Source organism: Galliscardovia ingluviei, from assembly GCF_014635685.1.
Taxonomy (GTDB): Bacteria; Actinomycetota; Actinomycetes; order Actinomycetales; family Bifidobacteriaceae; genus Galliscardovia; species Galliscardovia ingluviei.
Window position 1 is genome coordinate 793,071 of record NZ_BMDH01000001.1, and the last position, 22,866, is coordinate 815,936.

General features: G+C 45.9%; 19 protein-coding genes. 2 read left to right on the plus strand and 17 right to left on the minus strand.

Annotation, left to right across the window (positions count from 1 at the left end):
• Positions 1-84: 84 nt before the first annotated feature.
• The 8 genes from sufC to aroC all read right to left on the minus strand — a co-directional run bounded on the left by sufC (position 85) and on the right by aroC (position 11,050).
• On the minus strand, positions 85-864 hold the full coding sequence (gene sufC / locus IEU85_RS03300) for a Fe-S cluster assembly ATPase SufC (RefSeq protein ID WP_188354781.1): 780 nt from the start codon (positions 862-864) through the stop codon (positions 85-87).
• A 117-nt stretch (positions 865-981) separates the two neighbouring features.
• On the minus strand, positions 982-2,190 hold the full coding sequence (gene sufD, locus IEU85_RS03305) for a Fe-S cluster assembly protein SufD (RefSeq protein WP_188354782.1): 1,209 nt from the start codon (positions 2,188-2,190) through the stop codon (positions 982-984).
• The gene (sufB, locus tag IEU85_RS03310) at positions 2,190-3,644 is read right to left on the minus strand and encodes a Fe-S cluster assembly protein SufB (RefSeq protein ID WP_229714745.1); all 1,455 of its coding nucleotides are present in this window, start codon (positions 3,642-3,644) and stop codon (positions 2,190-2,192) included. Before sufB ends, sufD begins: the two co-directional genes overlap by 1 nt.
• Positions 3,645-3,901: 257 nt before the next feature.
• Positions 3,902-5,560, minus strand: a complete 1,659-nt coding sequence (gene pyrG, locus IEU85_RS03315; RefSeq protein WP_188354783.1) for a CTP synthase — start codon at positions 5,558-5,560, stop codon at positions 3,902-3,904.
• Between the two features lie 140 nt (positions 5,561-5,700).
• Positions 5,701-7,566, minus strand: a complete 1,866-nt coding sequence (locus IEU85_RS03320; protein WP_188354784.1) for an LTA synthase family protein — start codon at positions 7,564-7,566, stop codon at positions 5,701-5,703.
• A 90-nt stretch (positions 7,567-7,656) separates the two neighbouring features.
• Positions 7,657-8,103, minus strand: coding sequence for a type II 3-dehydroquinate dehydratase (locus tag IEU85_RS03325; RefSeq protein ID WP_188354785.1), 447 nt, complete (start codon positions 8,101-8,103; stop codon positions 7,657-7,659).
• An 8-nt stretch (positions 8,104-8,111) separates the two neighbouring features.
• Positions 8,112-9,737 carry a bifunctional shikimate kinase/3-dehydroquinate synthase gene (locus IEU85_RS03330; protein WP_188354786.1) on the minus strand — a complete coding sequence of 542 codons (1,626 nt, stop codon included), beginning with the start codon at positions 9,735-9,737 and terminating at the stop codon, positions 8,112-8,114.
• 125 nt (positions 9,738-9,862) lie between these two features.
• The gene (aroC, locus tag IEU85_RS03335; RefSeq protein ID WP_188354787.1) at positions 9,863-11,050 is read right to left on the minus strand and encodes a chorismate synthase; all 1,188 of its coding nucleotides are present in this window, start codon (positions 11,048-11,050) and stop codon (positions 9,863-9,865) included.
• Between the two features lie 159 nt (positions 11,051-11,209).
• On the opposite strand from aroC, the gene IEU85_RS08865 reads away from it, so the two are divergent.
• Entirely contained in the window at positions 11,210-11,665 is a 456-nt protein-coding gene (locus tag IEU85_RS08865; RefSeq protein ID WP_188354788.1) for a prepilin peptidase, read from the plus strand.
• 33 nt (positions 11,666-11,698) lie between these two features.
• Here IEU85_RS08865 and mltG read toward each other — a convergent pair whose 3' ends face one another.
• The 6 genes from mltG to IEU85_RS03370 all read right to left on the minus strand — a co-directional run bounded on the left by mltG (position 11,699) and on the right by IEU85_RS03370 (position 17,920).
• The gene (mltG, locus tag IEU85_RS03345; RefSeq protein ID WP_188354789.1) at positions 11,699-12,871 is read right to left on the minus strand and encodes an endolytic transglycosylase MltG; all 1,173 of its coding nucleotides are present in this window, start codon (positions 12,869-12,871) and stop codon (positions 11,699-11,701) included.
• Positions 12,871-13,458, minus strand: a complete 588-nt coding sequence (locus tag IEU85_RS03350; protein WP_229714706.1) for a RuvX/YqgF family protein — start codon at positions 13,456-13,458, stop codon at positions 12,871-12,873. Before IEU85_RS03350 ends, mltG begins: the two co-directional genes overlap by 1 nt.
• Before the next feature lie 71 nt (positions 13,459-13,529).
• Positions 13,530-16,202 carry an alanine--tRNA ligase gene (gene alaS, locus IEU85_RS03355; RefSeq protein WP_188354790.1) on the minus strand — a complete coding sequence of 891 codons (2,673 nt, stop codon included), beginning with the start codon at positions 16,200-16,202 and terminating at the stop codon, positions 13,530-13,532.
• Between the two features lie 129 nt (positions 16,203-16,331).
• Positions 16,332-16,583 (minus strand): hypothetical protein, encoded by a 252-nt coding sequence (locus IEU85_RS03360; protein WP_188354791.1) that lies wholly within the window; start codon positions 16,581-16,583, stop codon positions 16,332-16,334.
• A gap of 20 nt (positions 16,584-16,603) precedes the next feature.
• A complete protein-coding gene (locus IEU85_RS03365; RefSeq protein ID WP_188354792.1) occupies positions 16,604-17,020 on the minus strand; it encodes a DUF948 domain-containing protein in 417 nt (138 codons plus the stop codon).
• 222 nt (positions 17,021-17,242) lie between these two features.
• The gene (locus IEU85_RS03370) at positions 17,243-17,920 is read right to left on the minus strand and encodes a histidine phosphatase family protein (protein ID WP_188355004.1); all 678 of its coding nucleotides are present in this window, start codon (positions 17,918-17,920) and stop codon (positions 17,243-17,245) included.
• 75 nt (positions 17,921-17,995) lie between these two features.
• Here IEU85_RS03370 and IEU85_RS03375 point away from each other — a divergent pair, with 75 nt between their 5' ends.
• Positions 17,996-18,358, plus strand: a complete 363-nt coding sequence (locus tag IEU85_RS03375) for a phage holin family protein (RefSeq protein ID WP_188354793.1) — start codon at positions 17,996-17,998, stop codon at positions 18,356-18,358.
• A 61-nt stretch (positions 18,359-18,419) separates the two neighbouring features.
• Here the strand turns inward: IEU85_RS03375 and IEU85_RS03380 are convergent, their stop codons facing one another.
• The 3 genes from IEU85_RS03380 to IEU85_RS03390 all read right to left on the minus strand — a co-directional run bounded on the left by IEU85_RS03380 (position 18,420) and on the right by IEU85_RS03390 (position 22,771).
• Positions 18,420-19,256 (minus strand): histidine phosphatase family protein, encoded by an 837-nt coding sequence (locus tag IEU85_RS03380; RefSeq protein WP_188354794.1) that lies wholly within the window; start codon positions 19,254-19,256, stop codon positions 18,420-18,422.
• Positions 19,257-19,333: 77 nt separating this feature from the next.
• On the minus strand, positions 19,334-19,960 hold the full coding sequence (rpsD, locus tag IEU85_RS03385) for a 30S ribosomal protein S4 (protein WP_188354795.1): 627 nt from the start codon (positions 19,958-19,960) through the stop codon (positions 19,334-19,336).
• A 192-nt stretch (positions 19,961-20,152) separates the two neighbouring features.
• Positions 20,153-22,771 (minus strand): ATP-dependent helicase, encoded by a 2,619-nt coding sequence (locus IEU85_RS03390; RefSeq protein WP_188354796.1) that lies wholly within the window; start codon positions 22,769-22,771, stop codon positions 20,153-20,155.
• Positions 22,772-22,866: the final 95 nt, after the last annotated feature.

Below are 22,866 nucleotides of genomic sequence, written 5' to 3' on the forward strand. Positions count from 1 at the left end.
TATAATTCGGTTCTATATATAATTCGGTTCTATATATAATTCAAGGCGGTACCTTTCGATACCGCCACCATAAATGCTATAGCCTTATGCCAAAGCAGACTCAGATTCTGCGCCCTGTGGCAAATACTGATCATAGCCGTGCTCTTCGAGCTCATCAGCTAATTCAGGACCACCAGTGCGCACAAAATGTCCGTCAGCAAATACGTGCACAATATCTGGCTTAATATACTTCAAAATACGGGTATAGTGAGTTACCATCAAAATACCCATACCGGTATTATCTTTAGCACGGTTCACACCCTCAGACACAATGCGTAACGCATCAACGTCAAGACCAGAATCCGTCTCATCAAGCACTGCAAACTTTGGCTTCAACAACTCTAGCTGCAATACTTCAGCACGCTTTTTCTCACCGCCGGAGAAGCCTTCATTGACGGAGCGCTGAGCAAACTTAGGATCCATTTTCAAACGGGTCATTGCCTCAGACAAATCCTTGACCCACTGACGAATCTGTGGCGCTTCACCATCAACCTCTGTCTTTGCAGTACGCAAAAAGTTCGTCATAGAAACACCAGGAACTTCAACTGGGTACTGCATAGCCAAGAATAGACCAGCCTTAGCACGCTCATCAGGGGTCATTGTCAAAATGTCTTGACCATCGAGCAAAGCCTGACCGGAATCCACTTCATACTTTGGATGTCCTGCCAGAGTATAAGCCAAGGTTGATTTACCGGAACCGTTAGGACCCATAATAGCGTGAGTTTCGCCGGAATCTACAGTTAAATTCACGCCTTTAAGAATCTGCTTACGTCCCTCTTTGGTCTCAACAGATGCGTACAAATCCTTAATTTCTAATGTAGACATCGTCTCTCCACCTTATCCATGTATCGTTTCTCTACCGTTGTACTAGCAATACACTGATTTCAGCATATACCAGCAATTACCTCATGTGCTAGCGCGAACTGTTTTGCTTGCAACTTCTTATTTGCCAGCAACAGCCTCAGTGCGAGCCAAACGCCTATTGATTGCCGTCATCAAATGATCAGCAATAGCTGGAATACCAATCTGATCAATCAACTCTGCAAAGAAGCCACGAACCACAAGTTTGCGTGCTTCAACTTCGCCAATACCACGCGACTGCAAGTAGAAGAGCTCTTCATCATCAAAACGACCGACTGAGCTTGCATGGCCTGCACCCACAATATTGCCGTTTTCAATCTCCAGATTTGGTTCAGAATCAGCAACAGCACCAGGAGTAAGTACCAAATTACGATTCAACTCGTAAGAATCAGTACCAGGAGCGGTTGGCTCAATCAACGCATTGCCTACCCATGTAGCATGTGCATCTTTACCGTCAAGTGCACCCTTATAAATCACACGAGACTTGCATTCTGGGTGATTGTGCACCACCATTGTACGATGCTCTATATGTTCACCTGGATCAACAAAATAAATACCAAGCATAAGCACATCAGACTGTGCGCCACCAAAATCCTGATCCATACGCAAACGCACCACATCGCCGCCAAGCGTAACTACCGAATGACGTAGTGTCGCTCCTTCACCGACGCGAATGCGATGATTACCGACCATCTTGGAACCTTCGTCCCACTCTTGAATAAAGGTGGTCGAGACATGGGAATCCTTACCCGTAATAATCTCAACACCTTCAGCAAGTAGGGCTGGACCGTCATGTTCAACTACCACATCTGCATGTGCTCGATCTGCGGCTTTGATCACGAGGTGGAAAGCATCCAACTGCATTCCGGCGCCATGAACGGCCACAAGAATTGGCTTGTCAATTTCGCCAGCCACTTCAAGTACTGTGGACGTTGTGCCAGAATTCCATTCAACAGCAGATACGCGATCATTTGGCTTACCTACTGTTGCGCTATCTTCGCTCAGCTTGGTTTGATACAGTGAAATCAAGTCTGCTGGAACTGCAGTGCCATCAATCATAGAAACTTCAACAGTGGTTTTACCGCTTGGTGTGAAAACATGGTAAAACTCTTCGAGACGTTCTACTGGAGTAAAGCGCCAATCATCCTGCTTACGATCTGGGACTGCAAAATCATCAACCGAAAAACTACGTGGAGACTTATCTGCACTCGAAGGCATAGCAGCAGGAAGCGCATATGGATCTTGTGGATTCGCCACTGGGATTTGAATTTCTTGCTCAACCTGTGCCATTAGCCAACTGATCCTTCCATTTGTAGTTCTACCAAACGATTAAGCTCAAGCGCATATTCCATTGGCAACTCACGGCTGATTGGCTCCACGAAACCACGCACAATCATGCCCATAGCCTCATCTTCGCTCAAGCCACGACTCATCAAATAGAACAACTGCTCTTCAGAAACCTTAGAAACAGTAGCCTCATGAGCCATCGAAACATCATCTTCACGCACATCCACATGAGGATACGTATCAGAACGCGAGTAATCGTCTACAAGCAGAGCATCGCAAACCACGTTTGAGCTAGAGCCCTCAGCACCCTTAATAATCTTTACCAGTCCACGGTATGCAGAACGTCCACCCGCACGAGAAATCGACTTAGCAACAATAGTCGAGCTGGTATGAGGTGCCAAATGAATCATCTTAGCGCCGGTATCTTGATACTGACCCTTGCCTGCAAAACCAAGCGACATAGTTTCAGCCTTAGCATATGGTTCAGCCAAAATGCAAGCAGGATACTTCATCGTAGCCTTAGAACCGATATTGCCATCGACCCATTCCATGGTGCCACCCTCGCGCACATAAGCACGCTGAGTAACCAAGTTATACACGTTATTCGACCAGTTTTGTACGGTGGTGTAGCGCACGCGAGCATGCTTTTCTACAATAATCTCCACATTAGCCGCATGCAATGAGTCAGTAGAATAAATAGGTGCTGTACATCCTTCTACATAATGCACATACGAGCCTTCGTCTGCAATAATCAACGTGCGCTCAAACTGACCCATATTTGGCGTATTGATACGGAAGTATGCCTGCAAAGGAATATCAACATGCACACCCTTAGGCACGTATACAAATGAACCGCCAGACCATGCAGCAGTATTTAATGCAGCAAACTTGTTATCATCCGCTGGAATAACAGTGGCAAAATACTTCTTTACTAATTCAGGATATTCGCGAACTGCAGTATCGGTATCAACGAAAATAACACCCTGCTTCTTCAAATCTTCCTGAATAGAGTTATAAATAACCTCAGACTCATACTGTGCTGCAACACCAGCAACTAGACGATTCTTCTCTGCTTCTGGAATACCGAGCCTGTCATAGGTATTGCGAATATCATCAGGCAAATCATCCCAAGTATTGGCCTGCTTATCAAGCGGTTTTACATAATACTTAAAATCGTCAGCATTAAATCCTGAAAGATCTACACCCCAATCAGGCATTGGCTTTTCGACAAACGCACGATAACCTGCAAGACGATATTCAAGCATCCACTCTGGCTCACCTTTGCTTGCAGAAATCTCGCGTACTACTGACTCGTCAATACCCTTTTTGGCTGCTTCACCTGCGGCATCGGAATCATGCCAACCATATTCATACTCACCAAATTGGCTGATGATTTCCTCATCTTGTTTAATCTTATCCGTATTCACACGGCCTCGATCAGCAAGATATTGATTCATCTCAACATCAGCTGCGAGTGATTGTGCTTCAGTCACTGTACGCCGCCTCCTTTACGATTGTTCGTTCCTTAAAGTAACAGAAACCTTGCCATATCGCTAGTGTTTACAACAAGTCTATCATCGTACGGATGTGAGCTTTCTCACACTTCGCATGTACTTGAACGTATCGCAACATCAGAAATACAAAAGCGGGCACCCAAAGGCACCCGCTTGCTCCTAGTGTTTAAAAACCACTAAGCCTCAAACTGAGCCGTAGTCTACTCAGCTTGGTATGCAATAGCAGCCTTGACCAAACCAGCAAACAAAGGATGTGGCTTAGTTGGACGGCTCTTGAACTCAGGATGAGCCTGTGTAGCAATATAGAATGGGTGAACATTCTGAGGAAGCTCCACAAACTCAGTAAGCTCACCATCAGGGCTCTGACCACTAATACGCAAACCACCTTCACGCAGCGCATCCTTATACGCCACATTCACCTCATAACGGTGACGGTGACGCTCGGTAATCTCCGTACTGCCGTAGAGTTGCGCCGCCAAAGAGCCCTCTTGCAAAGTTGCAGGATATGAGCCTAAACGCATGGTATGACCCATATCACCCTTACCGGCAACAATATCCTCCTGCTCTTCCATAGTAGCAATAACTGGATTAGCGCAATCAGGCTCGAACTCTGTGGAATTGGCGTCTTCAATACCAAGCACATTGCGAGCATACTCAATAACCATAGACTGCAACCCCAGGCACAAACCAAGAGTTGGCAAACCATGTTCGCGAGCGTAACGCAAAGCGCCAATCTTGCCATCGATACCGCGAATACCAAAACCGCCAGGAATAACAATACCGTCTACCTGATCGAGAGCAGCTTCTGCACCCTGCTGAGTTTCGCACTTATCAGCAGCAACCCACTTCACATTTACCTTAGCCCAGTTAGCGAAACCGCCAGCCTTAATAGCCTCAGTTACAGAAAGGTATGCGTCTGGCAAATCAATATACTTACCAACAATAGCGATATTGACTTCGTGCTTTGGATGATGCACGCGCTCAAGTAGATCAGCCCACTCATCCCAATCGACATCATGGAATGGCAAACCAAGTTCACGCACAACATACGCATCTAAGCCCTCATCAAAGAGTGCTTTTGGTACATCATAAATACTTGGAGCGTCCACGCAGTTGACTACGCCTTCTGCATCCACATCGCACATCAAGGAAATCTTATCCTTAATAGCCTGTCCTAGTGGACGGTCAGAACGCAAAACAAGCGCGTCTGGAGAAATACCAAGCTGGCGCAGCATCATCACGGAATGCTGCGTAGGCTTCGTCTTCAACTCATGAGCAGCGGAAATATATGGAACCAAAGAAACATGCACAAACATGCAGTTTTCTGGACCTAAATCACGACGCACTTCACGTGCTGCTTCCAGGAACGGCTGGGATTCAATATCACCTACAGTGCCGCCAATCTCAGTGATAATAATATCTACATCATCACTTGCTTGGGCACGCATGCGACTCTTAATTTCATTAGTAATATGAGGAATAACCTGCACACACTGACCAAGATATTCACCAGCGCGCTCCTTACGAAGCACTTCCTGATAAATCTGACCAGTAGTGACATTAGCCTTCTGGCTTAAGAACACATCCAAAAAGCGCTCATAGTGACCAATATCCAGATCAGTTTCTGCACCATCTTCAGTCACATATACCTCACCATGCTGGAATGGGTTCATGGTGCCTGGATCAACGTTAATATACGGATCAAGTTTTTGCTGGAGTACACGAATACCGCGTGAACGAAGAAGTCTACCGAGTGACGATGCCGTAAGGCCCTTACCAAGAGAAGAAACAACGCCACCAGTGACGAAAATATGCTTGGTGACATGCTCTAAATTATTGCCATGTTGTCTTCTAACCATGGAATTCCAGCCTACCAGTTTGCCAAGACTCAGCGTGTTCAATAATGGCGCAATACAATGAATATACAAAAGGCGGCCGAAGCCGCCTTCACCACAATGCACAATGCTTAAGTAATCGCTCAAAACTTAAAGCGAGCTATTTACACCCGACTGTGAACAGTCCTACCGGAACGATCAAGTCCCGCATTAGGCATTTCCAGCAAATCCTTCGCATAATACTCGGAGTACAGCGAGAGCTGGTAATCAACATGCTTTAACCCATCGCGCTCAATAAGCGTTGGAGTATTTGATGCCAGATTCGTACCAAGACCTAAACGATCACCGGTAATTTTGACGCCCAGAGAAGCCATAATTGTTGGGAAATAATCAAACGGCGCATATTGACGCTGATGCATCTTAATATTCATATCGCCTGCCTCATCAAAGGCAGGATTGATAAACATATTGAAGGTCGTGCGTTCATAGCTTGGATCCCAGCCAACAAAGAACTTCTTATCCATGGAAAGATGATCGCCGGTTACCACAATTGACGTGTTCCTATAGAACGGCTGTGCTTGAATCCAACGAATAAACTGCGTAATCTGCTTCTGCGAATGGAAAATCACATTAGCATACTGCTGCTCAAACTTATGCTCAGTCTCAGGTTCCATATAACCATCAGGGAAATGAGAATCAGCATTCTCCATAATAAAGGCAAATGGCTTACCCTCTCCCGCTAAGCGAGTCAGTTCGGTTTTCGCATATTCGTAGAGCTTATTATCCTCGTAACCCCACCACACTTTGTAGTTTGGAGGAATTAACCCCTGCTTAATAGCATACTGATGATCGAAAATTTTCTGTGTGCCGTGCGTACTATAAAAAGCAGTCAACCCACCAAAATCAGCATCAGCACCAAACATTACCGTCTCGTTATAGCCTTGTTTATGCAGCAAATCCGTATATCCTATAGCACCCGGCAAGTACCTGCCATCCAAACCATAAGAGTTACCATCAGTTGGTACTTTCAGTGGCACACCAAAATTCATATTGGTCATACCAGCCGTTGACCAACTCGAACCATAAATCTGGTGAGGCCCGCCAAATGTATCAGTATGTGAAAAATGAACAGCACCCTCGTCTGCGAACGCCATTAAATCAGGCATAAGATTTTCATCCATATACCCGCCATTGGCTTTATCAAGATAGGAATTTTCTGCAGACTCAAAATAAATATGAATCAAATTGCGCTTCTGCTGTGGAAAATGCACATTCTTAGTTGAAGGTCGCACATAATTATCTGCAATATACGTAGATTTCACATTATATGCATCCCATACTTTCTTCAAATGCATGCTATTCCAAGAATATACAGCACCTGCAATCAGCACTGCAATTGCCAGCATAGAAGCAATAGTTTTTACCCAAGTATTGCGAATAATAGTGCGTTCACGCCAAGTAACGGTAATAGGTGCCAGCATCAAAAAAGCAAGGAAGGCAACAACACATACCGCTAGTAACACTGGACGAGCAAAAATATCATTGACAGCGCCGTTCTCTCCACCAGAAATTGGAGAGAAGAAATTGAACATCATTTGTTCAGGAGTAAGCGCCCCAATGAAATCACGATACCACCATGATCCAAAGCCCAATACTGCACCAAGAGTTGCGGCGATGAGCGAGCAAACTATCGCGATAATGCGCCAAACCGTATACTTTGATCCTTCAGCATCAATACGTAGCACGCCACGGAATGCAAACTTAAAGACCAGCAAGATAGCGCCGACAATAAGGGCAGTAGCCATAAATTGTGCTACAAACCATGTACGATACGATGCTACAACAAAATATCCATCATTGTTGAACACGAATCGAGTAATCAGCATGGTCAGAAGATCGACCGCAATAGTATCAACAATTATTGAGCCAATAGTACGCACACGATTGGGTCTGCGCATGGCAAGATTATCAAGGACCCCGATAATGCATCCAGGAATAAGCCAAGAAAACAGCAAACCTAAGACTGCCATAGTATTCCTCTCTTTTGATTCGGCTTAACTTTATCAGAAGAGAGGAATAGTAAAAGAAGAGCAATAGCAGGTATGGCGAAATAAGGCAGTCTACTGTGCTAAACAGTGTGCTACAGCTTCAAGTGCCAACTTGTACCCGTAAAAGCCCATACCAGTAATCGTTGCTGTTGCCACTGGAGAAATTACAGAATGCCTGCGGAATGATTCTCGCGCAGCAGGATTGGAAATATGCACTTCGATCAATGGTAAGCCGGCATCACCAAGCATATGAGCCGCATCAGCTAAACCATATGAATAATGAGTAAATGCAGCTGGATTCATCACCACTGGCGTGCCTTCGTCCGCAGCTTGGTGCATCCAGCCAATCATCGTTGCCTCGTCATCAGTTTGTCGAACTTCAACATCAAGCCCAAGTTCTTGTCCCCATGCACGGCAATCGGCACGCAGTGTGTCAAGATCTTGATGCCCATACACATCTGGTTCTCGAACCCCGAGCCTGCCTAAATTAGGTCCATTAACCACAATAACTCGCGTCATTATCACTCCTATGCTTGAATTTTCTTAAATGCTTCCGCTACCGCATCAGCTGGAGGATTTTCCACATGCTGCACAGAGCCAATACCATCGATCAGCACAAAGCGCAACATGTTGCCACGAGCTTTCTTATCTTTATGCATGAGTGCCAACACATCGTCGAAATTATCATGCTTCCAGCTGATAGGCAATCCAAGTGAAGTAAGCAAGCTGCGATGCATGTCGACCAAATCTTGATCAATCATACCAAGTAGATGTGCAAGCTCAGCAGCGTACACCATACCTACTGCCACCGCATTACCATGACGCCAACTGAAATGCTCTAACGCCTCAATTGCATGCGCCAAGGTATGCCCATAGTTAAGGAATTCGCGCAATCCTTGCTCTGTAAAATCCGCATTCACGTGATGCACCTTCACACGAACAGTACGCTCAATAAGTTCGCATACAACCGGCTGTAGCTCCTCAAGCGAAGTTTCAGGCTGCCACTGGCGTAATTGGTCTGCATGATTTTGCAAAATATGCAAGATTTCTGCATCCATAATAAAACCAGATTTAGCAACTTCGCCTAAGCCTTCGATGAAAATATCATTCGGCAAGCTGATCAATGTAGAGGTATCAGCCAGTACGCCAGATGGCATATAGAACGAGCCTACAAGATTCTTTCCAGCCGCGGTGTTAATACCAGTTTTGCCTCCTGTAGAAGCATCCACCATTGCCAGTAACGAAGTCGGGCAGTTCACGTAGCGAATTCCACGCATCCACGTGGCAGCAATAAAACCTGCCACATCAGTAGCCGCACCACCGCCAACACCGACAATAGCATCCGAACGAGTGAAGCCATCATCGCCAAGTCTGCGCCATACTCCATCAGCAACTTGCACAGTTTTACCTGCTTCTGCATCTGGAATAGTAATATCGCTAACTTGGTATCCTGCTTTTCGCAATAACGTGCGAACACGATCCGAGTGACGCTGTACAGGCTGCGTATGAATAAGCGCCACACGCACAGGTTGCTTACCCAACATGTGCTCTAACGATGTCAATACCCCATCGCCAATACACACATCATATGGTTGTGCTCCAGCGCTTGAGACGTGAACTATACGTTGGTCGATCATATGCTGTACCTTCTTTGCTGCTATTGTTGGCGTTAATCCATGCGTACTCACGAGCACATTCGCAACTTGGCGAAATACTGGATCACGCTGCTCATACAGTGCCATCCATCGAGCGTCGGCATCTCCATTAAGCATGGGTCGTCCTCCGCCGCGTCGAGCACGTTCCATCGCTTCCTCAGGAGCAGCCATCAAATATAAAACTTTACCACCCTGCGCCTTGTATGTTTCTAGAAGCTGTTGCACGCGCTCAGTCATAGGAGCCCCACCACCAAGCGAAAACACTCCAGGATGTGTAGCAAGGGTATGCTCAATTACATCAGCTTCGATCCGACGAAACTCTGGCTCACCAAACTGCTCAAAAAACTCAGGAATAGTCATTCCAATCTGATGTTCGATAGCAATATCAGCATCAACAAAAGGAATATCCATCAAATGAGCCACTTCTCGACCAACACGAGTTTTGCCAGCACCCATCATGCCAATAATCACTGCACACGGTGCAGCTGAGCTACACATATTCCACCCACCTACTACTCTCATTACGCATTTGCCCGTAGCCTTACAGCCTTGACATACAGCATTGCTTAAGGATACGAGTTCACATATCCCTAAGCAATTGCTCGCTTGACATCCTTACATCCTTAGCGCATATGCTCAGGCCAGGAATTAAGGTATCCTGCTACGTTGCGCTGGATTTCAGCAACACTATCGCCACCGAATTTATCAAGCGCATACTGAGCAAGTACTAACCGTGTCATTGCCTCCACCACAATGGATGCCGCTGGCACCGCTGTCGTATCTGAACGCTGGTTAATTGCCTGAGCTGCCTCACCAGTGAGTACGTCAACAGTACGCAGCGCACGAGGGATAGAAGGAATTGGTTTCATTGCAGCACGTACGCGAATAACTTGACCATTGGAAGTACCACCTTCGATACCACCCGCACGATTACTCAGCCGCGTAATCTTACCGTCATCACCTACCACGATTTCATCATGAGCTGCAGAACCAGGACGCTCTGCTTCTAAGAATCCATCACCAATTTCCACGCCTTTAATGGCTTGAATACCCATCACGGCACCGGCGAGCGCCGCATCAAGACGACGATCTGCCTCTACATGTGTACCGATACCAGCAGGAACACCATAGGCTAATACTTCTACTACGCCGCCCGCTGTGTCTCCGGACTTTTTAATCTCATCAATACGTTCCATAATGCGCTTAGCACCCTCTTCATCCAAGGTACGTACTGAAGAAGCATCAAGAGCAGGAACATCATCTGGAGTAGGAAGCGGCAAATCTGGGTTAGTATGTACGCCACCTAACGCTACAACATGCGCAACGGTGCGCACACCCAAAGTTTGCTCAAGCATAGCGGCAGCAACTGCGCCTAAAGCTACACGCGAAGCAGTTTCACGCGCACTAGAGCGCTCAAGCACAGGACGGGCATCAGTAAACCCGTATTTGCGCATACCCGTTAAATCAGCATGACCCGGACGTGGACGGGATAAATGTGCATTACGTCCCGAATCCTCTAATTCATGGTCAAGCGGGTCAGCACTCATAATCTCAGTCCACTTTGGCCATTCTGTATTTGCAATTTCAATAGCAATTGGTGAGCCAAGAGTCACACCATGACGCACACCGGTTAGCAAACGTACACGATCCTCTTCAAATTTCATACGTGCACCACGACCATAGCCTAAACGACGACGTGCAAGTGCTGCTCGAATGTCATCGGTCGTAATATGTACTCCAGCTGGAACGCCTTCAATCATAGCTACTAGTGCTTCACCATGAGATTCTCCAGCAGTCTGCCAACGGATCATGCGTACTCCTCTTCCTTCATTTGTGCCTATTAGTAGTGCTGCTGCAAGCGTCTATTCCTAGTGCCTGTTACACAGCCTAATGCTAGTGCCATTGTAACGATAAACTCTTATTCGCAAAACACCGTGTCCACGAATACCAAACAGGCGTAGAGTGCAATTATGGAGGATTTTATTCTTATCCCAACATTTCTTGCCCTACTTGTTGTAACATACACGGATATTCGTTATAGACGAGTACCGCGTATTGTTATTGGTGCAGGCTTGGGAACCCAATTGGTATGTCTTATTGTGCTATCAACAATCACTCAATATTGGGATAACCTCATTATGTCCATAGTTTGTATGCTTGTGTGTACCGCAATACAATATATACTTGCTCTTATTCGACCCGGTGCACTTGGTCTTGGAGACGTAACAGCAGCGGCATTAATCACTTTTGCATTGGGATGGTTAGGTTTCATCCCCATACTGTTGTGGTGGTTATACAGTGGCATATGCGGGCTTATACAGTTAGCCGTAGCTCACATACGCCACCACACATCAATACCATTTATACCAGCAATGACATTAAGTTTTTGTGCAAGTGTAGCCACCCAAATGCTTATACTCACATAGCATGTTACACAACGACAGTTATGTCATGACAAGCTAGTTATTGGCATGCTGCTGCTCATACGCTTTATATTCAGCAACATATTCCTCGAACTGATCTTTATCCGCTGTAAACTTTGTTTCGCCAGTTTGCAAATTCACCGTCACAAAGTAAATCCAATCTCCTGCTGGAGGGTCCATAGCTGCCTGAATAGCATTATCTCCAGGCATACTAATTGGTGTCGGCGGTAAACCAGCATTAACACGCGTATTATATGGATTTGTAGCATCTTGTAATTGCGCATTCGTCAAATCAAGTGTCTGGATACCAAGTCCATAAGCAACCGTGGAATCCATACCCAAGGTCATGTTCTGCGTCAATCGGTTTTCAATAACACGAGCGACCTTACCGTAATATTCTGCCTTATTTACCTCTGCTTCTGCGATAGAGGCAATAATAAGAATACGCTCACGATCAGTACCTGCAGGCACACCAAGTTTATCCAGTTTGGCGATACGTGCGTGCACCATCTCTTGCAAAATCTCAGAGGCTGAATGCTTGGATTTCACATTGTAGCTTCCAGGCTCAATCCAACCCTCGAACTTGCCTTGTGCTTCTTCAGGAAGAATTCCCTGTCCACCTTGGTCAACAATATTTTGGAATTCCTCACTATCGATGCCGGAAATTTGGGCAGCCTGCTTAATAATCTTGCTCATGCGCTCGCCAGGAGTCACAACCAAATAGCCACTCGCTTTGGTTGGATCGGTAAGAATAGCAACTACACTTGCTGCACTCATATGATATTTAAGATCAAACGTACCTGGCTGAATAGCAACATCTTTTTTGGAAGCAGCTAATGCCTGAGTAAAGGCACCAACTGACTTAACAATACCTTCTTTTACCAGATTTTGCGCAACTTCACTTGACGATTGCCCAGATTCAATAGTAAAGGATACCGAACCATCTCCCGGTCCCTCATAATCTTCTGCTGTGGTACGTTGCACTTCAACTGTATTGATATTGCCAAGAGTGCGTACTACAGCGTATCCTCCACCAATCACACATGCAAGAACGATAATCGTGGTAATAATAATGCGCATTCGTTTACGATTTTTAGCTTTACGCTGCTTCCTTTTTTCCCTTCGTGAGGGTTGCCCACTTGGTGGCTCAGGTATTGGACCTGTCCATTGGGCATGATCATCAAAGAAATCGTGTAAACTTTCTGCCATTATTCCTCCGTGTAAGCGGGGGTCACCGACTCGCTCCCAGCATACTGAGCCTGATACTCATCTAACGCCGATTGCAATAAAACGACTGCTGACTGTTGATCTACTCCTGAACGGTGTTTTCTCATAGACAGTCCCGACTGGCTCATCTGATGATGTGCGGTAACTGTGGTTAAACGTTCATCTCGTAATATTATTGTTAGCTCCTGCAAGGTAGCAAGCGCTTGTTCTACAGATTGGTCGGCCTGTACAGATTCGGCAAATTTGTCAGTTCCAGCAAAATTGTCGAATATGCCTTCTCCATCTTGTATTTGTGTGATGCGTTCTTCAATAGTGCGATGTAATGCTTTAACCCATCGTTGGGCTTTTTTCGCACTCGCACCCACGGTACCATCTAGTTGTAAGGGTAATCCAACAACCACCACACGCACATGATGTTCAAGAATAGTATCAACGACTTCATCAAGCACATGAAAATAGTCACCATATGCTTGTAAGTTTCCAGCAGGGTGAGCTAATACCATGTTAGGGTCACTTAATGCCAAACCTACTCGTGCTTGACCTAAATCAATACCTAACCAAATGCTCACACTAACCTCACTTATAAACCCTATTGGCTTATAGTCATACGCTACATGCCAATAGGGTTATTGTACAATACCTATGCCCTTGCCTGAGCTGTGAGCTGAGCAAGTGCTTCATCAATCTTGGTCACATCTTGACCGCCGCCTTGTGCAAAATCAGGACGACCACCACCGCCACCGCCAAGTACCTTGGAAGCAGTGCGTACCAAGTCACCAGCCTTAAGACCAGCATCGCGTCCTGCATTATTAACAGCAACAATAATAACAGGCTTACCACTTTCGCTTTCACCGCACAATGCCACAACCGTTGGCTTTGCTTCTCCTAAGCGATCGCGCATATCTTGTACGGCCTTGCGCAAGGCATCATCAGATCCGTAACGACCAACATTTGCTGTAGCGACAATAACAGCTTCTTGCTGCGTGCGAGCTTGGTCAAACAGTGATGCAACTTTATCTAACAACGCCTGCTCATGCAACTGTGCCAAGCGATGATCAGATTCCTTCAACTTAGCAAGCAAGGCATCCACACGTGCTGCAAGCTCGTCTGGACGAGCACCTAATACATCAGAAAGCTGAGACACTAGCGCATGCTCGCGAGCATTAAACTCATAGGCACCTTGACCTACAACAGCATCAACACGGCGCACACCAGAGCCGATTGAAGATTCGCTCATAATGCTCACGGCACCAATCTTGCCGACATGATCGACGTGAGTACCACCGCACAGCTCGCGGCTCCAGCCATCTTCACCAATAGAAACTACACGTACAATATCGCCGTATTTCTCACCAAACAAATGCATTGCCCCAAGAGCAATAGCATCATCAAATTTCATTTCCGTTGTAGTTACTGCAAGATTGTCACGCAAGCGATCATTAACACGCTCTTCAACAGCATTGATCGCATCCTTAGAGGGAGCAGACGACCACTGGAAGTCAAAACGCAAGCGATTTGGTGCATCTTCAGAACCACGCTGGGTAGCCTGTGGACCAAGTTCTTCTTGCAAAGCCTTATGTACCATATGCGTTGCGGTATGAGAACGAGCAATAGCACCACGGCGAGCCAAATCAATATTGGCACTTGCTTCGCTACCAACAACCAGTGTACCTTCAGTGAGACGGCATTGATGCACAATAAGATCTTTAATAGGCTTCTGCACATCATCAACTTCAAGAACAGCGCCGTCGTCAGTTAAAATCTCACCTTGATCAGCAAGCTGACCGCCTGCCTCTGCGTAGAATGGTGTGCGATCCAAAATAACTTCTACAGTAGCAGGGGCACTTACTGCGCTCACAGCGCCCTTACCCTCTTGCATAATGCCAATCACACGAGCGCGTGAAGACATCTGTGTATAGCCAAGGAAGTCGATTGGAGCTTCCAAAGTCTTCTTAAAGTCATCATAAACCGACAGATCCACGTTATGACGCTTCTTTAACGCATCTTGACGTGCACGAGACTTTTGCTCAGCCATCAGCTCGCGGAACTTAGCCTCATCGACCTTTACTCCCTGATCGGCAGCCATTTCGAGTGTTAATTCGATAGGGAATCCGTAGGTGTCATGTAGCTTAAAGGCATCAGCGCCGCTAACTGTACCATTACCTTGCTTTGCCTTATTCACAGCAACATCAAGGATTTCTGTACCAGCGCTCAGGGTACGCAAGAAAGCATCCTCTTCACCATAGGCTGATTCGCTGACCTCATGGAAAGTCTCATTGAGTTCAGGATAACTCGCCTCCATTGCAGCCTTGGATACAGGCAATAAGGTAGGCATAACAGCTTCCTGAACACCAAGCTCACGCATGGCCTTAACAGTTCTACGCAGAAGACGACGCAACACATAGCCGCGACCGGTATTGCTTGGTCGCACACCATCGCTCATAATCATCAACGCAGAGCGCACATGATCAGCAACCACGCGGAATTTCACGTCCATGGCTTCGTCATCGCCATACATACGACCAGAAAGACGCTGTGCGGCTTCAATTACCGGGAAGACTTCATCGATTTCGTAAATATTATTCTTACCCTGCAAGAGGTATGCCAAACGCTCCAAGCCAGCGCCAGTATCAATATTCTTGTGCTCTAATTCACCCACAATATGCAGATCAGTTTTCGATTGCACATTGTCTACTTCATAATTTTCAAAAACAAGATCCCAAATTTCAATATAACGGTTCTCGTCAGCGATTGGACCGCCTTCTTTACCAAATTCTGGTCCACGATCTACATAAATCTCAGAGCAAGGACCCCCAGGTCCTGGACCGCCTGTAGTCCAGAAGTTGTCTTCCATACCCATAATCTGGATATGCTCAGGATCAATACCCTCATTACGCCAAATGCTGCGAGCTTCTTCGTCATCCGTAAATGTGGTAATCCAGAGTTTTTCTGGATCGAAGCCATAGCCACCTTGCTCTTGAGCAGTAGTGAGTAGCTGCCATGCATAATGAATGGCCTCTTCCTTAAAGTAATCTCCAAAAGAAAAATTACCTAACATTTGGAAGAAGGTACCGTGACGGGTAGTTTTACCAACTTCATCAATATCGAGAGTACGCACACACTTCTGGTTACTTGCCATACGTGAGCGTGGAGGCGTTTGTTCTCCAAGCAAGTATGGGATAAAAGGCACCATACCTGCGATAGTGAATAGTGTTGTCGGATTTGGAGAAATAAGCGAAGCAGATGGAACCACTAAATGATCATGCTGCTCAAAATAGTTGAGATATCGCTTTGCAATTTCCGATGTGCGCATGGAATGCGACTCCTATCTACTGCCTATGGCGCAGACTACACCCTACTGTGCCATAATTGATAACTTGCTGCACAAAACAGCTACTTACTATACGCTATATATGCTTTCTATATCAATACCAAGCCTGTACTACTGTCGGGCGCGCTGGTCACTATATTGTGCAATCAATTGTTGCTCACGAGCGCGACGATGCTGGGTAAAATCTTGAACCAGATGCTTGACGGTTTCTACAGTAAAAGCCGCATCAATTGGTTGCTGATCTCCAAAAACAAACGTGCGTGCTGGTTCAGGCGTGTGCGCACGAACATATGCTTGGGCTTTGGTTACACCAATCACACCGATGGTTACGCCAACAGATACCCAAAATAACCGTTTGAACATAGTTCTCCTTGTGCTCTAACTCACTTGCCTGTATTTGAGGAAGAAGTGTGTATATCCTGTTCTCCAGAGCGACTACGCGCAGTTTGTGCTTGCAAAAAGTCTTGCACTGTTGCCTTTACAGCCCAAACACTAGAAGCAACAGCAATCAATGGTTTGCCTAAGAATGATCCATACAAATCAGTAAGTGCTCCAATATTCGTAGCACTGCGCTGAGCAGCATCCGAAATAGCATTTACATCATCAAGAGAGCGATTGACCTTTTGTACTGTAGTAACACCCTCATCGAGTGCCGGCAATGCATGCTCGCCAGTATCACGCACAGTCTGTGCTATCTGGTCAAAGAGCTTACCCAAGCGAATCAATGGGTAAATCATGCATCCAGCTAAAATGGCAAAGACAATAGCAGCAATAAGTGCCGCAATCTGCCCAATATCCATAATGCCCTCGCTCTCGTCTTATCGGTTTCAGGCTTCAACCTTTAAGGGTAACACTATCAAAGAACAACCTTCGTATTACTTGCATTACTGTACTCGCAATTACTTGTAATGAAGCTATTCTCATACCGCGAAACCATCTATGCACTATTACCCTTTGCTATTACTGCACAAAGTAGTCCCCTGATAGCACTACACTTCTCGCCACTATCTAATTTGTTTCAGTTATTGGTTATACGAAGTTACTACTACATGTCCTTCATCAAGTGGCTTATCAGTATCAATGTCGAACACGGTAACACTGCCATTTGCCGGGCGCTGTGACAAATCAAAACCGGTTGGCGCAAAACGTCTCATAAGACTCAACAACGTGTTGCCGTGTGAAATCATAAGAATATTATCCCCATCATTAAGTCCTGGTGTGTGCTCAATAAGCGGGAAAATACCTTCGATACGAGCCCAATACTCATCATTACTTTCAGCATCATGGAATGGATCTGCTTCTTTTAAGAAATCTTTAGTTGCCGCAGCTCCGTACTTCTCGACAATATCATTGAAAGTTGGTGCGCCATATGGTGCCCCTGCTGCGTACCAAGACATGGCCATATCTTGACCTTCAAAATAGCCGTAGAACTGCTCGCGGAAGTGCAAATCCCGTACAAGTGACGGCCTGGTATGCCCAGCCTGTTCATTGACGTCAAGAATTCGCTCTGCTGTGCGCGTAGCTCTTCCGGTATCAGAGCAAAATGCTGCAGCAAATTGGAGATGATCTAACTTATGAGCAGCTTTCATCGCGTCAGCAATACCTTGTTTCGTCAGCGGTGAATCTGACCACCCTTGCAAACGATTATATCGATTAAACCGTGTTTGCCCATGTCTGACAACATACCAATGTAAATGCATACGTCCTATCATAATCAAGCTATGCACAATTGCGTATTGCATCATCTGTAGGTGTGTATTGGCACAATATATCGTATGTCTAGATTTTTTGGTCGATGGGTTTCTTTATCCGTAGCTGCAGCTGTAATGATTTGGCTACTGCCAAATATTCAAGTTGTTGGCGATAATACTGCAATTGCTGTAGTAGTATTTGCACTCTTCCTTGCATTAGTAAACGCTTCAATACGCCCAATTTTGCATGCGCTAAGCTTGCCTATTACTATTCTCACTTTGGGATTAAGCGCTTTTGCCATCAATATTTTGTGTCTGCACTTGGCTTCAGAGCTTGCGCTGTCTACGTTCCAAACTGGCATTGTATTTACTGACACACTTACTGCCATACTTGGCTCTATTGTGCTGGCAATAGTTTCAAGTATTGTTTCAAAAATAATAGGCTGATGTACATACTAATAAGCTGATATACATACTGATAAACAGTACGTGTAAATAATGGCTGGTACTAATAGGTGAATGGGGTCCATTGATCCATATTTGGTGACTGAATCCAGCTTGGACCTCGATCCCATTCACTATCAAGCTCCCCTTGTAGCGACACAGGATTTACATTAAAATCTTCTAAACGCCAGCACCACACATTATCGCGCTGGTATGGCGTAAGACGTGACCAAGAAGCATTGCGCACACCGCCAATCCCATTATTGGAATCGTGCTCAAGTCCAATACAATGCTCTATAGTTGAAGCAATCCATGAACCATGGCCGAATACTACTAAAGTGCATGGTGTGGGGTTCTGTGCATCAGCTTCAAGATATTCAATAAGCGCCTGTGCGCCTCTTGTACCACATGCTTGACGAGATTCCACACCATATTTCGCTTCACCACCCATATGACTTTTCCAAGACACATAAGCTTCATGATCCATCTGGTCAATTTCTTCGCGCGTATGACCTTCCCACTGGCCAAAACTGCGCTCACGCAATGCCGGATTAGTCTCTACTGGTAACCCTAAAATATCTGCAAAAGCATGTGCAGTTTGTACCGCACGTATAAGATCTGATGACACTACTCGCAATCGTCGCGCTGCCGCAGGAGCATGCTGCCATAAGCTATGATCTGCCTGTCCATCAGCTGCTGCGCCATGCTCTACCAAGCGTTCGGGGTGCGTAGCAATATCAGATACTTTTGCCCAATAATAGCGTTTTGCTAGTGCCATACCCGTTTGGTCTGCCTGCCACTGCCCCACAATATCGAGAGGAATATCAATTTGCCCTTGTAAGCGGTGAATAACGTTGTATCCCGTTCTACCATGACGTACAAGCACAACTTCAGTAATCATTATTCCCCCTATACAGAAAAAGCCTGTGCCATATGTAGCATATGACACAGACCCAACGATTTCGCAAATGCTAAACTTTAGCGAGCGTAGAACTCGACCACGTACTGAATATTTACCTGAACTGGAATCTCTTCCACTTCTGGCTTACGGGTCAAAGTTGCCTTCAAACTTGCCAAATCAACAGTCAAATATCCTGGAACTGCTGGCAATACATCGCGGTGTACACCTTCTGCAGCAATCTGGAATGGAACCATGGTCTGGCTCTTTGGACGAACCTGAATGGTCTGACCTGGCTTGACGTGGTAGCTCGGACGATCAACCTTGTTGCCATCGACCAAAATATGACCGTGAACAACGAACTGACGTGCCTGAGCGGTTGTGCGAGCAAAACCTGCGCGCAATACTAATGCGTCAAGACGGGATTCCAAATCAACAAGCATGGCGTTACCAGTCTGACCAGCTTCGTGAGTGCCCTTCTCATAAGCGGCGCGAAGCTGCTTCTCGGAGATACCATACTGTGCGCGCAGACGCTGCTTCTCGCGCAGACGTACTGCATAATCAGACTCAGTGCGACGACGAGTACGACCATGCTCACCTGGAGCATATGGACGCTTCTCGAAGATACGCTGAGCTTTTGGAGTTAAAGCAATGCCGAGGGAGCGTGAAAGACGCACCTGACGGCGGGAACGCTGAACGTTTGTCATTTCCCAATCTTTCTGTCGTTATTTGAACGGAACATTATGCGGTTGCATAATGCTGAGCCGGCCTCTCCAACGCTTCACCACGCAAGCGTGAACAACTTAAGTTGCCGTCCCGTTGATGGGCTAAGGCTCCAGAAACACCTGACGGTGTAACGCTGGCTAACTATACACGAAGGTAGGAATAAGCCAAGTATCTTAAATTTTTTCAATAGGAGCCACACGCAGTAATAGTCGTTTCACACCATCAGAGCCAAAATCAACAGTAATAACTGAATTTCGCCCTTTATCCTGTGTATCAACTACCGTGCCTAAACCATACTGGTCATGATTTACGCGATCTCCGATATGAAAATCATTAATAGATACGCTTTGCTCAGAAGGCGATGTTGCTGTAGATGGCGCTGGAGTACGTTGTTTTGCTCGGCTTACGGAATCCAACAGTTGCTGACGCATACGCTTTGTGGTTACAGGTCCAGATTTTGACGAAGTGCGACCATACCCATTATAGGAGCGTGAACCATAAGAGTGTGAACCATATGAACTAGAGCTTGATGAGGCATATCCATACCCGCTGCGCGAATTGCCATAAGAACCACCATAAGAGCTACTAGAAGAGCTACCATAATTCGCAGCACCATACGTGGAGTAATCAGCATAATCGTCTTCGAACCCACCAAATTCGTCACTAGCAAAACGCGATGATGAACCGCCATAGCCGCCTTCACGCATGCGTTCCATTGATGAAGATTTACGCTTCCAATCCATCAGCTCTTGTGGAATATCATCAAGGAATTGGCTTGGCATCATATCTTGTGCCTGTCCCCACTGCGCACGCACAGCAGCACGGGTAACATAGAGGATTTTGCGAGCGCGAGTAATACCCACATAGGCCAAACGTCGTTCTTCTTCAAGCTCACTGGCATTTTCCATTGCTCGAGCATGAGGGAACGTGCCCTCTTCCATACCGGTAAGGAAAACCACTGGATATTCCAAGCCCTTTGCCGTATGCAGGGTCATCAAAGTGACCGTACCTAAATCTTGAGATTCATCAGGAAGTTGGTCACTATCAGAAACCAAGGCTGTAGTCTCTAAAAAGCCACTCAAAGAAGCGTCAGGCGTAGTCTGTTCATATTCAGCAGCAGTAGACTGTAGCTGCGAAAGATTATCAACGCGCGTTAAATCTTGTGGATCTTTTGATTGTTTAAGCTCTGATAACAGTCCTGAATGATCAAGCACATGTGCTACTACTTCGCTAGGCTTAGCATCATGGGCTACAGCAAAAATGCGCATTTGCTCAAGCTCATCAGCAAACTTTGCCATCAATGTTGCAGTTCGCGTTGGTACCGAAGCTATACTGCCGCTGGCACATGCTTCAAGCGCACTAAACATGCTCATTCCATGCTCATTCGCCACCTGCGTAATCAGTGCTTCTGCGCGAGCACCAAGTCCACGTTTTGGCGTATTTAAAATGCGTAAGAAATTCACGCCGTCATCAGGGTTGGCGATAACCTGCAAATATGCTAATGCGTCTTTTACTTCTTTGCGCTCATAAAACTTCGTACCACCTACAATTTGGTATGGTAGTCCTGCATGAATTAGTGCCTCTTCTAATGATCTTGACTGAGCATTAGCGCGATACATTATTGCCATATCGGAATACGCAATGGACTCTTCACTAGCAAGGCGTGCAATTTCAGTAGCAATCCAAGCGCCCTCTTGTTGCGCATTATCAGCAGCATAGCCGATAATTTTTGAGCCTTCACCAAACGCAGTCCACAGTTTTTTTGGTTTCCTACCTGGATTATGGGCAATAACTGCATTAGCGGCATTCAAAATTGTTTGCGTTGAGCGATAATTTTGTTCAAGCAAAATAGTTGTTGCATGAGGAAAATCTTGCTCAAACTCTTGAATATTGCGAATATCAGCGCCTCGGAATGCATAAATAGACTGGTCCGAATCACCTACAACAGTAATCCATGCTGCATCATCAGCACCAACATGAGCTAGCTCGCGAATCAGCACATACTGAGCGTGATTAGTATCCTGATACTCATCGACAAGAATATAGCGGAACATCTGATGATACTTGGCAGCAACTTCTGCATTACTTTGTAAGAGTTCCACAGTGCGCATAATAAGATCATCAAAATCAACAGCATTCGCTGCAGCAAGTCGATGTTGATATTCTGCGTATACACACGCAGCTACATACTCTTGATTACCCGCATCGGCAATAGTTGTGCCAGTTTTACCGGGCACAAAATCTGGCGCAAAATCAGCAAGCACTTGACTTGCAGTGCGTAAACTATTTTTATAATCTGAAATTTTTGCTAGCAGTGCACGCGGCGTGTAGCGTTTGGCATCAATATTAAAATCAGCGCTAATAAGCTTAATCAGACGAGTGCTATCCGCAGTATCATAAATAGAAAATCCTGATTTTAAGCCAATTGCTGAGCCATCAGATCGCAAAATACGTACACACGCTGAGTGAAATGTTGATACCCACATATGTTGAGCAACTGGACCAATAAGCGAAGCAAGGCGCTGCTTCATTTCCGCTGCTGCCTTATTGGTAAAGGTAATTGCCAGAATTTGACGAGAAGAGGCGTGCAATTGTTGCATTAACCAAGCAATTCTGCGAGTAAGCACGCGTGTTTTTCCAGAACCTGCACCTGCTGCAATCAGTAATGCTGGACCTTGATAGGTTACTGCTGCTAACTGTTGGTCATTGAGCCCCTCAGTCAACGCAGCCTCTGCGTGATGGTTAGCATTTCCAGTTTCTGGCGCTGGAGGTACCGGAATATCAAATGTCATACTCAATCCTCGTTGTCACGTACTACAGCATTGCGTGCCCATACATACTCAAGCTAGTACTGCGCCATAGTTGACAAAGCGCCATACCACCATCT